Origin of the sequence: Paenibacillus sp. GCM10012306 (genome assembly GCF_042649265.1) — a bacterium.
In the GTDB taxonomy this organism is placed as follows: Bacteria; Bacillota; Bacilli; order Paenibacillales; family Paenibacillaceae; genus Paenibacillus_AQ.
Window position 1 is genome coordinate 124,801 of sequence record NZ_JBHRYW010000011.1, and the last position, 14,101, is coordinate 138,901.

Here is a 14,101-nt window from a genome sequence, read left to right on the forward strand (position 1 = left end):
ACTCCATTATTCTGTGCGCGTTCATTATAACACACAAATCCCCCGGTCCGGACAAAGGGTCCGAAGCTGGGGGGATAGAGTGAACGACAGTTATAAAGTGCTAAATATTGAGGTGGTGTTAATCCATTTCCGACTGCCAGGTAAGCTCTTTTAACGGAAAGGCAGTTCTCATCCAACGTAACCTTGCCCTCTGCAAGGGGCTAGAAGGAAGACTGCGAATGTAGGAAATGCAGGAAAGCAGTGAGGCTAGACTGGCTAGACTTCCCTACACCCGCAGTCCTTCCCCATTCTCTCAACTCTCACAGGCATCACCTGTGCTCACACAACCTCTTCCGCTTCACGGGTTACTGCAGCCGGAACCAGGGGTGGCAGGCCCTCAGTGCTCATAGCAGCCGCAGGCATAAGGCCCAGGCAGTGGCACATTAAAGGTGCAAGGCGAAGCTGGGGCAGCGCTTGGACCTCTTTTTCCGGAGATAATACGGTTTCGCCAAAAGTGTACAGAGGGACATGACGCTCCGCAGGCGAGACGCCACCGTGGAAGCCATTCGCGTTCATGCCGTGGTCGGCAGTGACCAGGATTTTGTAGCCCTCGTTCATCCAGAGCGGCAGCATCGTAGCCAGCAAACCGTCGGCTTGGCGCACAGCTAATTCGTATTCTTTGCTCTCCCCGCCATAGCGGTGGCCAGCATCATCAATATTCATAGAGTGAACGTAGAGAAAATGGGGATCAAACGCCTCGCGTAAGTATTCAGCATCTGCAAACACATGGCTGTCGGGATAGTGATCCTCGAAGTAGAAGCTGCCATGCTGGATCGGGCGCAGCACATTGTGCTGGTGGCGGTCTGTAACGGGATTGAACGGGGATGAGCTGTACAGCTCACTGACCCAGTGATAGGCGGCTGCAGCTGTACGAAGATTCGCAGCTACGGCCAAATGGAAGACACTCTGCTCCTTGCTGGGTCTGTTGATATGGTTGGCCGTGATGCCGTTTTTGACCACAGGCGTGCCAGTAAGCAGCACCTCATAAAGCGGCCGCGACAAACTGGGTAATTCCGACTGTACCCGGTAGCAAGACATAACTCCTTGCTCTACCAGATGCTCCATGTAGCCCAAATACTTTCGAGCCGCATCATACCGAAGTCCATCCAATACCACCACAATCAGCTTGTTTGTTATCTCACTCATTTTTGTCCCCGCCCTTCCTGAATCAGAGAATGGATGATGTTATGCGCCTTCCCGTTCCAAATGTCTAAGCTGTGCCGGGTCCAGCACCAGCGTAACCTGGTCCTGTTCCCGCAGTCGCAGCCAGCTTCCATCGTTCAGCACGTCTACCGTCAGGCGAATACCGGCGGCTTCGGCTGTGCAGCGAATGATATTCCCCAGCATCGATACCGAATGAATGCTGGCGTCCAGCAGGATCCGGCCATCTCCCTCAGCCGCACCAGCCTCCCCCGCCTGAAGCAGCGTGATCGCTTCAGGGCGTAGGGCGAAGCTGTCCGCCGAGCTGTTCACCCGACCGAATAGCGCCAGCGCCTCCGCCCGGGTGAACACGTTGTAGCTGCCCATAAACCGTGCTACAAACTCGGTGCGCGGCGCCGTGTACAGCCCTTCAGGTGAATCATCCTGAATAATCCGTCCACCCTTCATGACGCACACTCGGTCGGAGACAATCAGCGCCTCCTCCTGATCATGGGTGACGAATAGGGTCGTCATGCCAAGACGCTTCTGGATCTCGCGGATTTCGGTCCGCAGATTCTTGCGGATCTTGGCATCCAGCGCACTGAGCGGTTCGTCCAGCAGCAGCATCTTGGGCTGCACAGCCAGTGAGCGAGCCAGAGCGACCCGTTGCTGCTGTCCGCCGGACAGCGACTGCGGATATACATCCCGTTTCTCTTCAAGGTCGACCAGGGCCAGGAGCTCTTCGCTGCGGCTGCGCTGGGCCGCCTTGGACATCCCGCGCATTTTCATCCCATATTCAACATTTTGGCCTACGGTCAGGTTAGGAAATAGCGCATATGACTGAAACACCATGCCCACCTCCCGGTTGCGGGGCGGCTGCCGGGTGACGTCCTTTTGCGCCAGCATAATGCTGCCGCCATCCAGCTCCGTCAGGCCGGCTATACAGCGCAGCAGCGTGCTTTTTCCACAGCCGGAAGGTCCAAGCAAGGTCACAAGCTCCCCCTCCCTGATCTCCAGATCCACATTGTCCAGGACACAGGCGTCCCCGAATAATTTGCGCACACCTTGCAGCTTCAAATAATCGTTCATCCGCGAACGCCTCCCATCTTTTTACCCAGCTTCATTAGCACCATGGACAGCGCCAAAATAAACACAAAGTATGAAATCGCAATCGCGCTAGCCAAATGCCCGCTCTCGCCAACCCGCTTGTATAAGTAAATCTGGATCGTCTGGATATGTCCGCCTACCAGCATATTTGTCAGTACAAACTCACCGAACAGCACAGAGAAGGATAACAATGCAGAGACCATTATGCCCGGCCAGATATTAGGGAGAATCACATTCATAAAAGCCTCACGGCGGCGGGCACCAAGCAATTCGGCGGCCTGCAGCAGCTCCGCAGCGGAGACAGTCAGCAGACTGTTGCGGATACCCTGATACATGTACGGAAGAATAACCACGAAATAAGCACCGACCAGCAAGTAGGAAGTACCCGCGATATTAATCGGTCCGGAAGAATAAGTGCGAATGAGACCCACCGCCGCCACAACACCGGGAACCGCATACGGTAGAACAACAATACCTTTCATCAAACTCTCCCAGCGCGGAAAATACATCGTAATGACAAACACAGCCGGCAGCATAACAACCAGACTCACCACTACGCTGATGAGGCAGAGGTACAGTGAAGTCCACAGCGCCTCCATAAAGCGGAGATCCTGGAACATCTGTATGAACCAGTCAAAGGTCCAGACGCGAGGCAGCAGGGTGTTCTGCCAGTCCTGTGCAAAAGCATACAATCCGGTAGCCAGCAGCGGCACGAGCAGATACACCATCAGCAGCAAGATTAGTACACGGGGGGTAAGCCCCGCTTTGCGGGTATTCATTGTCCCAGCTCCTCCCTTGCCCTTGGCAGAAAGCGTCGTACCACATTGGCTTTAGGCTGGGGCTTATCCGCAGGCCTCGCCACGAAACGTCCGGCTCGCCGGACCATAACATGGTTGAGATAGACCGCCAGCAACGTTGTCAGTGCCAGTAGGACGGCCAGTGTACTTCCCATCTCCGGCTGGGTAACTACATTACCCGCGACCAGTGAACCGATACGTACAGCAAGCAGATTATAATTACCGCCGACCAGCGCGTAGGCTGTAGCATATGCACCCATGGCATTAGCGAAAAGGATCCCTAGCGTCCCAAAGATCGCTGGGGCCAGCATCGGCAGACCGATCGTCTTCCAGAACTGCCAACGACCCGCACCAAGCAGCGCCGCCGCTTCTCTCCACTGCTCCCGAATACCGTAAAAAGACGGATACAGCAGCAGCAAAGACAGCGGCACCTGGAAATAAACGTAGACTAGCGCCAGACCGGTCCAGCTGTATAGATTGAATCCCGCGAATACATCCCAGCCCCAATCCTTGAACAGCAGGGTGAATATTCCGTTGTTACCCAGCAAGATGATATACGCAAAAGCCAGCGGTACACCGGCAAAGTTAGACGTCATATTCGAGACCATCAACACCCGGTCGCGTACGGCTGGCGTGAAACGGGTGATGCAATAGGCGCACACCAGTCCAATGATGATTCCAGCCACACTAGAAGCGATGGAGATGAACAAGCTGTTCTTAATCGCCTGCATATAATAGGCACTTTGCAGCGCATGCACATAGTTGCCAAAGGTAATGCCCTGACTGTCTCCATTATGAAAACTGTTGCTGATCATAGACAATACAGGCACAAGCTGGAACGCCAGTACCATCAGTACGAATGGAATCAACGCCAGAATGACACCGCCGCGTCTGTTCTGTTTCATTCTTTACAAGCCACCTCTCTGCTCCATTCAAAAAAGCGGGCGCTTCGGCATGATACATGACGAAGACGCCCTCTAATTAAAGTATTGCTCCCTTGTTCCCGGGATCGATTAGTTCAAATGCACAAGAACGCGTTCTTGCCATAATTGCGGAATGCTCTTGGCTGTTTCTTCCCACACCTTGTAGTCACCTACCGGTTTGACGTTAGCGTACTCTTCCTTCGGCAGCAACTTCGCTGCAGCCTCTTCAGGTAGCTTAACGCTGTCACGGATCGGACGAGCGTAACCATTAGCCAAATTGATCTGCCCTTTATCACTCAGGATGTACTCGCGTGTCAGTTTGGCTGCATTCGGATGCGGAGCCCATTTGTTGATGATAGTGGCATAACCACTAACCACACTACCTTCCTTCGGAATGGCAACGTCAAAACCATCTTTATTGATTTGATCTCTGTAGTTAAGAGCGTTGAAATCCCACAGCAAGGTTACTTCAACTTCACCCTTTTCGATATTAGCTACAGAAGCTTCTGCGTTCGAGAGACGGCCTTTCTTAGCCAGATCTTCGAAGAAAGCAATCCCCGGCTCAATGTTCGACTCGTTACCGCCAAAGGCAATCGCTGCGGCCAGTACCGCCATTTGCGCCTGCGCTGCTTTGGTCACATCACCAACAATGATTTTATAATTGCCGTTCTTGAGGTCTTCCCAGCTCTTCGGCGGGTTCGGTACAAGCTTGGTGTTCGTCAGGAACGAGATACTGCCTTGGTAACCAACGACCCAGTTGCCGTCCTTGTCTTTCGCCCAGTCAGGAATCTCATCCCAATACGACGTTTTGTACGGTTGAGTTACGCCCTTTGCTACAGCAACGGGTCCAAACGCAATACCTACATCGCCGATGTCTGCTGTCGGTTTATCTTTTTCAGCTTCGAACTTGGCAATTTCCTCACCGCTCGACATATCTGTATCTTCATGCTTCAATCCATATACACTGTTCATATCTGCCCAAGTGTCTTTCCAGTTCGCCCATGAATCAGGCATGCCGACACTCATTACACTGCCTTCTTCTTTAGCTTTGCTCTCAATGTCGCTCAAGCTGAGCTCTGGTGCAGCGGCATTACCTTCCGGCGCATTCGCCTTGTTTTCCGAATTTCCACAAGCAGCAAGCAACAGGACGAGCAAAGACAGTGTAAGACCGATGAACCATTGTTTTCTGAATCGCATTGTCATGATTTCCCCTTCACTCCCATTTCCTATTTGTGGGCTCTTCTCTAAGGTCCAAGCAGTTCTTCACCCACTTGCAGTATAGGAGCCGATTATTTGCCGGAGATTAAGGATGATGGAGTCGATTGTAAAATAGATACGTAAATTTCCATTTTAATGGACTAAAAAAGACACCCAATGGGTGCCCTTGGCTTCATAAAATGATGCATTTAAGTAATTAATATCCCTTAAGAGAACGTAATTACATAAGTGACAAACTGATATTTATTGTCCTTTAACACAGACGTTGAAACGAGCAGCTTCTTCCCGGAGGGACTCCAGCGCAGCTTGTCAGAAGCCTGCATTTCGTCAGAAATGGGGGTCTGTTCTCCGGTCTCCACCTCGGTGATAAACAAACGATTTACATTGCCGTTGTCGGAGCTAACATTGTAGGCCAGCTTGCTGCCGTCCGGGGACCAATTGGTACCAAAAATCTGCGTCCCGCTGTCGATCACAGACTGCTCATTGCCTGCAGGATCGCAGAGAACAAGCCTCATATCCCCGGGACCCTCCCGCTTCACAATGGCCAACCGAGAACCGTCAGGGGAAGGGATGACCCAAGCTACATTCTTTTTGATCACCTTAGATTTCTTGGTCTCTGTGTCATAGGCGAACAATTGGCTATCCTCATGGGCAACATAATAGATGATACTGCCTGACTGCACTACATTATGGATAAAACCTGCCCCCGTCTCCAGCACAACCTCACTCTTGCCCTGCACATCAGCTTTGATAATATCGCCTTTCATGTCCGGGTAGATCACATGTCCGCTGTCCGCCCACTCCCCTTCAGTCGCCATGAATTCATCTTTTCCGAGTTGAACCGTCTCACGGTTCTCCAGATTCATTAAGTAGCCGATGCCGGTAGCTTCATACACTTCTTTATAAAAAATATACTTGTTATCCGGGGACACTATAGCATTGCCCAGACTCTCCTTCCCCTCCTTGAGGGGCTGGTCCTGACCGCTCGCGAGATCGCGGATATAGAAGTTATGGGGATACCGTTCCTGACCCTCGATTGTTTCAGGAGTCAGCTTTCGATTCTCCTTGTCGACAGCGATCGTGTTCTCACTTAACCAATCCATCCCGCGAATGCCTTCGAACTTGTCGATGCTATCAAGTTTGAGCTTGGTATAGACGGAATCTGTTGTATTGTCCATCACCGTGACCTTCTGCCCTGACTTCTCCACAACATGCCGGGCTTCGGTGCCCGTCGTCCCGCATGCGGTCATGGTTAGAAGAAAGGCACACCCCAGCAGAAGACTTCCTGCTTTGACCAATCGGAGAGTGGACTTAGACTTGCCTTCATTACCGCCTTTCTGATCTTCCATGCAGAAATCCTCCTAGAACATTGTTGCTCTCAGCATAGTAGAGCCATATTTCCAAACCATTGCAGAATGTTTCCATGATGTAAACTTAATCGGATGGGTCTTCACGATACCGCCGGGAAAGACAAGACGAAGACAGAGCCGGGCTCTTCGGTATCCAGAAGCTCAATCGTACCGTGATGCTTCTCCACCAGATTTTGTACCAGTGAGAGGCCGAGACCTGTACCCCCGGATTGCCTGGAACGGTCACGATTGACGGTGTAGAACGGTTCGAAAATCTTCTCCCTGGCATCCTGGGGAATGCCGATTCCAGAGTCACGAACAATAACACGAACCCGGCTCTCTTGCTGCGCACAGAAGATGTTAATACTTCCACCGGAAACGTTATATTTGATCGCATTGTCGAGCAGGTTGATAAAAATATGCATAAAGCTTTCGCGGTCCATCCAGACATGGGCAGGGTGTACATCCAGGCTGATCGTGAGGCCGAATCGCTCCGCCTTGCCATTCATCCGGCTGCAAATTTCCCTGAGCTCCGCCGCGACCTCCAGCAGCTCACTCTGGGATTCAAAATCATACTTCTCCAGTGCGGTCAACTGCAGCACCTTCTCCACCATCTCATAGAGCCGCTGTGTTTCCTTGGCGATATTCTGCTTGGCATCCGCCAGGAGCCGAGGATCATCGTCATACATATTGAGCAGATCCACATAGGCTTTGATCGAGGTTAGTGGGGTCTTGAATTCATGACTGATGTTCCCGATGTACTGCTTCTGCTGTTGCTCTAGCGCCTGAAGTTTCTCGACGGCCAGTTGGAGCTTGCGCTGCTCCTCATCCTTAGCCGCAATACTCGTCTCAATCTCCTGACTCATGTAAAAGATACCCTGCGCCAGTTCTCCCAGCTCGTCCTTTCGGCGAAGCGGAGGCTCAGCGAGATACTCCGCACGGCGGATCTTCTCTGCAGCCTGCTTCAACCGACCTATGGCAGCAGCTGCGGTGTTGAAATACAGATATCCCAGTAAAAAGCTCAATAACAAGACGATTCCGCCTGTGGTCAGGAATAGGTTCTGGAGCGTATGCTGAAAATCGTTGTTGCTTTTCAGCGAATAGCGCAGCTGAACCACTCCCATCTGCCCCTCCGGGCCTTGCAGCGGGGCCAGGTAGAGCAGGGTATCACCTGCACTTTGATAGGCGATTTTATTATTCAACGCATAGGATAGGGCCGTGCTGACATCCGGCTTTACAGGCGTCGGGCTGCCCTGGGCCGAGGAGCCAACCATGGACCCCTCCCCGTCATACAGTGTAACTTCCATACCTGTGAACCCGGCCAACTCAGCAGCCATTCCTCGACCCCGCAGCCGAAGGAAAGCCTGCGGCTCCGGGCGGTCGCCCGTTCCCGTATAATACGTCTGCTTCACTCGCAGATTAACGGTTTTAACATGTTGAGCCAGATAATTCTCCACCTGAGCCTGCTGGTTGTTCTCCACACCACGCAACACAAAAAAACTCAGCACCCCGATAGCCAGAATTAGCAGCAGCGCCAGAAAAAAACTGAACTTCAGCTTGATGCTGATCTTCATGAGTAGTCTCCCGCAGGGACCGCCTTATATCCAACTCCATATACGGTTTGCAGCATATTCTGGTAGGGCTCGCCCAGCTTCTTGCGCAGACGCTGGATGTGAATATCCACCGTGCGCGTGCCGCCTGCATAGTCCATCTCCCATACCTGCTCCAGCAGCTCTTCTCTCATATAGACCCGCTGCGGATGGGACAGTAGGAGGAGCAGAAGGTCGAACTCTTTGGGTGTCAGGTCCAGCTGCTCCCCCGCAATCTGCACACTCCGGTGATCCGGCTGCACCCTTAGCGTGCCGTACTGGATCAGTTCTGGCTTTGCATCACCGGCCTTCTTGTCCAATCTGCGCAGCAGCGCCTTTACACGGGCCAGCAGTTCGCGAATTTCGAACGGCTTGGTCATATAATCGTCTGCACCAAGCTCCAGGCCGATGATTTTATCGACAATATCATTTTTGACAGTTAGTAGTATAATTCCAATGTCGCTCCGGTTCTCCAGCTTCCGGCACACATCATATCCGCTCATTCGCGGCATCATCACGTCCAGCACCAGGGCGTCCGGCTGAAAGGTACTCACCTTACTAAGCGCCTCTTCACCATCCCCAGCCGTATCCACTTCGTAGCCCTCACGGCGCAGCGCGTAAGCAATGGCGCTCACGATACCCGGTTCGTCATCGACGACCAGCACTTTTTTATTCATAGGCGTTTCACCTTTTCAACATAATTTAAGTCTGTCTTTCATCCAGTATACCCTCTGATCCTGTTCACACCAAAATGAAACATAAGGCAATTTATATAATGTGAACTTTAAACCTCTAATGTCCTGAATGCGTGAAATAATTGCGAACCAAGGGTTCATTTTGTACCTTAAGATAGAAGGAGACCGTTATTCAGTTAGGCAGATAACTTATTAAGGGAGGGCTTTACATGAACGAATGGAAAGAGTTGACGGAAGAATCCAAGGCCAAATGGGAGGAAAATGCAGAGTTCTGGGATAGCTATATGGGCGACCTCAGCAACCAGTTTCATCGGGAGATTATAAGGCCCAAAACCGAGGAGTTATTGAGTGTCAAAACGGGTCAAGCCGTGCTGGATATCGCTTGCGGCAACGGGAATTTCTCCAGAAGGCTAACTGAACTTGGTGCTGTCGTGACTGCCTTTGACTACAGCCCCAACATGGTTCAGCGAGCAATCTCACGATCCGAACAGGTTGCACCGAATATTGATTACCGGGTGATCGACGCCACAGACTACGACTCTCTGCTGAACTTGGGTATCGCTCAATATGATGCTGCTGTCGCTAATATGGCATTTATGGATATTGCCGACATTGTTCCTCTGGTACAAGCGCTGGGGCAGATACTGAGAGACAATGGTGTGGTCGTCTTTTCGATTCCACATCCGTGTTTTCAGGCTCCTGGCACACGAAAAATCCATGAGACCGAGGAGCGCAACGGGGAGATCATTCACCGCAACAGCGTGCAGGTCAGCAGCTACCTGACTCCAGAGCCTATGTACTCCATAGGCATAAAGGGGCAGCCGGTGGCCCATCTTATTTTTCATAGACCCCTGTCCTATTACATCCATACGTTCATGCAGTCTGGTTTTGTGCTGGATTGCCTGGAGGAGCCCAGCTTCGAACTGGATGAATCCGCGAAATCCCGATTTGATTGGTATGAGCTGCCGGCAGCGGTGATTTTCCGATTTAGAAAAATCCGCCCCCAAATAATTGGAACAAGATGGCGCCGAAATGGCGCTATTTTTCTGTAAAGAATGGATATAGCTAAAGTCCCCCCTCTCTCCTCAAAGGAACTTCACCGCGCCTTAGGGAATTGTTCTACATTAAGACATCATTGAGCTGAGAGAGGTGAAGCGCTATGGATAACCATCTTGACGATTGGATTATTGAAGCAGATATTACAGGCATGCAGGCGGAAATGGCCGCTGGGAAAGTGACCGCAGAGGATCTGGTCAACCTCTATCTGGAGCGTATCCGCAAGTATGATTCTGTGCTCCGTTCTGTATTGGAGATCAACCCGGAGGCTGTAGATATTGCAAGAACTCTGGATCAGGAGCGAAAGGATAAAGGACCTCGTGGTCCGCTGCATGGTATTCCAGTACTATTAAAAGATAATATTGACACCCATGATGCCATGCATACCAGCGCAGGCTCGTTGGCGTTGGCAGCTAGCATCGCACCTGAGGATTCCTATGTGGCTGCCCGGCTGCGTGCAGCAGGGGCGGTCCTTCTGGGCAAAACAAATATGACTGAATGGGCCAATTTCATGTCGCCAACGATGTGGGCAGGATATAGCGCCAGAGGGGGCCTTGTCCTGAACCCCTATGGTCCGGGTGAGCTGTTCATTGGCGGCTCCAGCTCCGGTTCCGCAGCAGCTGTTGCAGCTAATCTGGGCGCTGTGGCCATTGGAACGGAGACCTCTGGCTCCATTATTGGACCGGCAGGACGCAATTGCCTGGTCGGATTAAAGCCTACGGCAGGCTTAATTCCATCAACCGGCATTATCCCTATTACTTATAGCCAAGACTGCGCCGGTCCAATGACCCGAACCGTGACCGATACAGCGATTCTGCTCGGCGCACTCGCCGTAGAGGGCAAGCCGCAGGATTACCGGCCCTATCTGAAACGGGAGGCTTTGCAGCAGACGCGAATAGGGATTCCGCGATTTTACTATCAGGACTTGGACGAGGCCAGACTGGCGATTATTGAAGAAGCCATCTCTCAGCTCGAGGCACAGGGGGCTGTGATCATAGATCCTGTATATCTGCCCTGCCAAGATATGGAGTGGGATGGCAATGTAATGCGCTACGAATTCAAGGCCGCGCTTAACAGTTATCTTGGGAAATTGCCGAATGACGTGCCTGTCCATTCGCTTACAGAGGTCATTGCCTATAATAATCAGCATGGAGAGGCCGCGCTTAAATATGGTCAGGATACCTTGGTTTGGTCCGAAGAAACCAGCGGCACACTGACCGAGGAGGTCTATCTGGAGGGCAGAAGAAAGGACCTGTACATGTCCCGGGAGCAGGGGATTGACCATGCACTGCAAAGCCATCAGTTAGATGCCCTTCTGTTTCTGGACGACGAAGGAGGAGCCGACATTGCCGCTAGGGCAGGTTATCCGTCCATCACTGTTCCCGGAGGATTCGCCGCAACAGGAGTCATTGCCCCGGGAGGATACAGCACCAAAGGACATCAAGGGATTACTTTTGTAGGGACCGCCTTCAGCGAGCCGGTGCTGCTGGGGTTGGCCTATGCCTATGAACAGGCCAGCGGGCATCGCGTTCCGCCCAAGATGGAAGATTAGTGCGATTAGTGTTTAATTCTATAATCTAAAGTCCAAGCGGCAAAATAAAAGAGCACCGTCACTGGTGCTCTTTCGTTGGTTATATACACCCAATCTAAAGGTTGGCTACTGCCTGCAATCTTTAGATTATCTTAAAGAACAATTAAGGTTCATCTCAGGTTCGCTGTTTACAATAACATTAGGAAGAACGCAAGGCTGAAACTCTCACACCCATAACCCTACGTATATAACAGGCACCAAAAAACAAGAAAAGAGGATTTCTAACCATGAACATAAAGCGAGTGATGATTGTCGGAACGATGGTAGTAGCCATGTCTTTCGGAGGCACCGCCTGGGGCAGCTCCATCACAAGCGCAAGTCCGGTAGCGAAGTGGACTGCCACTGGTGTTGCAGATAAGGATGACCTTCTGGAAGCACTCAATCAATCATCCGATGAGGAGCTGTATGAATCGTTGTATGACGGGAAGTCACTGCATGACATTGCCGCTGATCAGGGCGGAGATATTGCGAATGTAATCGAGCTGCAATTGACACAGCTTACAAAGCAGTTGGATGACCGCCTACACAGCGGAAGCATCACAGCCGAGCAATATGCTGCGCACAAGGCAGAGATCAAAGAAATTGTTGAGCAGAGTGTCCTCACTTCATTCGGTTAACAGGATTACATAGGAAACGAACCGATTTCCTTCAGACTACGCCGCTTAAGGCGTGAATAAGGACTTCCCCCATCAGATCAGTCTGGGCTAACACGCCAGCGTTCTGTAGGGGGAAGTCCTTTTATAATTGGCTGGAACGGATATTCTTAGCGTAAGCAGAACTAAAAAACCCGGCCTGGTGGCCGGGCTTTCTTGTGTGTATGTGAATAGAAGTTATTCTTTAATCTCATTCTCCCGGTTAATCTCCAGAATATCTAGGAAGAAGACAAAGATCGGAATACCCAGAATCAGGCCCCACACGCCCATATAGTGTTCAGAGAACAACAGGACGATAAAGGTGTAGAACATAGGTAGATTCATTTTGGAAGACATCAGCTTCGGATTGAGGAAATACCCCTCAATAAAGTGTAGTATAGCGATCATTGCTACTACATAGATGATCATCATCAGACCGCCGATGTTGTAACCAATGATGCACAGCGGGATCAACGAGATTACAAAGCCTACGACCGGGATCAAGCTAAGCAGGAAAATCATAATGGATAACGCGAACAGATACGGAAAGCCCAGAATCCACAGGCCAACCACCGTAAACAGGGTATTGAACATCGCAATCAGAAGTTGCGCTTCAATAACTTTGCCGAAGGAAGAAATGAATTTTTGGCCAAAATACTCCAGTTCCTTGTAGAACCAAGCAATCTTGCTAGTGCGTAGTCTGGATGTGAAGGCGACAATCCGGTTCTTCTCCAAGATGAACACAAAGCTCAGGATCGTGGATAACACAAAGGTTGTACCCCAATTGCTGATTCTCAGAACGTATTCGATCCCTTGAGTCATGTAGGACTGGTAATTCAAATCCTTCAAGGTTCTAAATATATACTGGGTGATTTCATTCTGGGGAATATCTTCAGGAGTAAGGTTGGTTAGAAAATACGTTAATTGCTTGATCTGGACAAATACTTTCGGAAGGTAATTGACGAGTGCAAAAGCAATCGTGGCAATCAAAGCCAGGTACAGAAAAACAATGATAACCTTGCTGTTAATCCGGACATATTTGTCAAGTCGTTTGGTTAGCATCACCTGAAAGCTGTTCATGACATAAGCAATCAGAAAGGTCAGCAGCACCAGATTGAGCATATCTCTGATACTGAACAACAGCAGGCAGATCAGAAATAATATTCCGAAACGCCGAATCGTCAAATTCTCTAAAAAACGCTTGAACACTTCCATGCTTCCTCTCCATTCGCTTACAATTGGCACCTTATTATAGTCTACATTAATGGAAACAATTATAGCAAATAACGGTCCCGAATTCGGTCGTATTTCCGCGGTTTTTGTGCTTTTTTAGAAAAAATTAAGAGATGTTGCAGAAATATGCATCCGTACCCTTCCTCTTTGTCCTGCTATTCGTTTAGGCTCCCCCTTTATATGGTAAAATATCCCCTTCGCGCAAATCATCTACAAACTGCTGCAGCGATTGATAGAATTCCACCGCATGCTGTATCTTGGCGTAGTCTAGCTGGCAGCGCTCGCGCTCATCCTCAGACAGCTCTACCTCCTCAAGCAGTTCCTGCAGACCTGGCAGCACGTACTCCAGCGCTTCATTCATCACATCAATCTCCCGCTGCAGCTTCATTGTAAAGAAGCTTCTGAACGCCCGGAAGAAATCCGTCTCCGCCATATACAGATCTTTGCGCTCCTGCTTCTCTGTGAGCTTCGTAACCATGCCCGAAGAGATTAGAGAACGGACCCCATAGCTCATATTACTCTTACTCATGCTCATCATATGCTTCATTTCTTCAAGCGTCATCGGCCGATCCTCAAAGAACATGATCCCGTACAACTGCCCGAATGAATAATTAGCTCCATATAGATCCATCGTCTGAGCGATGGCATCGATCATTCTGCGCTGCAGTTGCTCTCGCGGCGTCAGCTCTAAATCTAGCTCTCCAATGCCTTCACGTTTCATCATGCACACCT

The 14,101-nt window shown here is 50.7% G+C and carries 13 protein-coding genes; 3 read left to right on the plus strand and 10 right to left on the minus strand.

Features of this window, described 5'->3' with window-relative positions; genetic code table 11:
* Window positions 1-318: 318 nt before the first annotated feature.
* The 8 genes from ACFORK_RS22035 to ACFORK_RS22070 all read right to left on the minus strand — a co-directional run bounded on the left by ACFORK_RS22035 (window position 319) and on the right by ACFORK_RS22070 (window position 8,839).
* Window positions 319-1,185: an alkaline phosphatase family protein gene (locus ACFORK_RS22035; RefSeq protein ID WP_379203040.1), complete on the minus strand. Its 867-nt coding sequence runs from the start codon at window positions 1,183-1,185 to the stop codon at window positions 319-321.
* A 39-nt stretch (window positions 1,186-1,224) separates the two neighbouring features.
* The gene (locus ACFORK_RS22040; RefSeq protein WP_379203042.1) at window positions 1,225-2,268 is read right to left on the minus strand and encodes an ABC transporter ATP-binding protein; all 1,044 of its coding nucleotides are present in this window, start codon (window positions 2,266-2,268) and stop codon (window positions 1,225-1,227) included.
* On the minus strand, window positions 2,265-3,065 hold the full coding sequence (locus tag ACFORK_RS22045) for an ABC transporter permease (RefSeq protein ID WP_379203044.1): 801 nt from the start codon (window positions 3,063-3,065) through the stop codon (window positions 2,265-2,267). Before ACFORK_RS22045 ends, ACFORK_RS22040 begins: the two co-directional genes overlap by 4 nt.
* Window positions 3,062-3,988 (minus strand): ABC transporter permease, encoded by a 927-nt coding sequence (locus tag ACFORK_RS22050; RefSeq protein WP_379203046.1) that lies wholly within the window; start codon window positions 3,986-3,988, stop codon window positions 3,062-3,064. The genes ACFORK_RS22045 and ACFORK_RS22050 overlap by 4 nt, the downstream gene beginning before the upstream one ends.
* A gap of 108 nt (window positions 3,989-4,096) precedes the next feature.
* Entirely contained in the window at window positions 4,097-5,203 is a 1,107-nt protein-coding gene (locus ACFORK_RS22055) for an ABC transporter substrate-binding protein (protein WP_379203048.1), read from the minus strand.
* A gap of 227 nt (window positions 5,204-5,430) precedes the next feature.
* Complete coding sequence (locus ACFORK_RS22060; RefSeq protein WP_379203050.1) at window positions 5,431-6,573, minus strand: TolB family protein; 1,143 nt, start codon at window positions 6,571-6,573, stop codon at window positions 5,431-5,433.
* Window positions 6,574-6,674: 101 nt separating this feature from the next.
* On the minus strand, window positions 6,675-8,147 hold the full coding sequence (locus ACFORK_RS22065; RefSeq protein ID WP_379203055.1) for a sensor histidine kinase: 1,473 nt from the start codon (window positions 8,145-8,147) through the stop codon (window positions 6,675-6,677).
* Window positions 8,144-8,839: a response regulator transcription factor gene (locus tag ACFORK_RS22070; protein ID WP_379203057.1), complete on the minus strand. Its 696-nt coding sequence runs from the start codon at window positions 8,837-8,839 to the stop codon at window positions 8,144-8,146. The genes ACFORK_RS22065 and ACFORK_RS22070 overlap by 4 nt, the downstream gene beginning before the upstream one ends.
* Before the next feature lie 227 nt (window positions 8,840-9,066).
* Between ACFORK_RS22070 and ACFORK_RS22075 the strand changes: the two genes are divergently transcribed.
* From ACFORK_RS22075 to ACFORK_RS22085, 3 genes are all read left to right on the plus strand, one after another.
* Complete coding sequence (locus tag ACFORK_RS22075; RefSeq protein WP_379203059.1) at window positions 9,067-9,909, plus strand: class I SAM-dependent methyltransferase; 843 nt, start codon at window positions 9,067-9,069, stop codon at window positions 9,907-9,909.
* A 107-nt stretch (window positions 9,910-10,016) separates the two neighbouring features.
* Window positions 10,017-11,465: an amidase family protein gene (locus tag ACFORK_RS22080; protein WP_379203061.1), complete on the plus strand. Its 1,449-nt coding sequence runs from the start codon at window positions 10,017-10,019 to the stop codon at window positions 11,463-11,465.
* A gap of 266 nt (window positions 11,466-11,731) precedes the next feature.
* Window positions 11,732-12,121, plus strand: a complete 390-nt coding sequence (locus tag ACFORK_RS22085; RefSeq protein ID WP_379203063.1) for a hypothetical protein — start codon at window positions 11,732-11,734, stop codon at window positions 12,119-12,121.
* 213 nt (window positions 12,122-12,334) lie between these two features.
* Here the strand turns inward: ACFORK_RS22085 and ACFORK_RS22090 are convergent, their stop codons facing one another.
* Complete coding sequence (locus ACFORK_RS22090; RefSeq protein ID WP_379203065.1) at window positions 12,335-13,351, minus strand: AI-2E family transporter; 1,017 nt, start codon at window positions 13,349-13,351, stop codon at window positions 12,335-12,337.
* A 181-nt stretch (window positions 13,352-13,532) separates the two neighbouring features.
* A complete protein-coding gene (locus ACFORK_RS22095) occupies window positions 13,533-14,093 on the minus strand; it encodes a GbsR/MarR family transcriptional regulator (RefSeq protein WP_379203067.1) in 561 nt (186 codons plus the stop codon).
* Window positions 14,094-14,101: the final 8 nt, after the last annotated feature.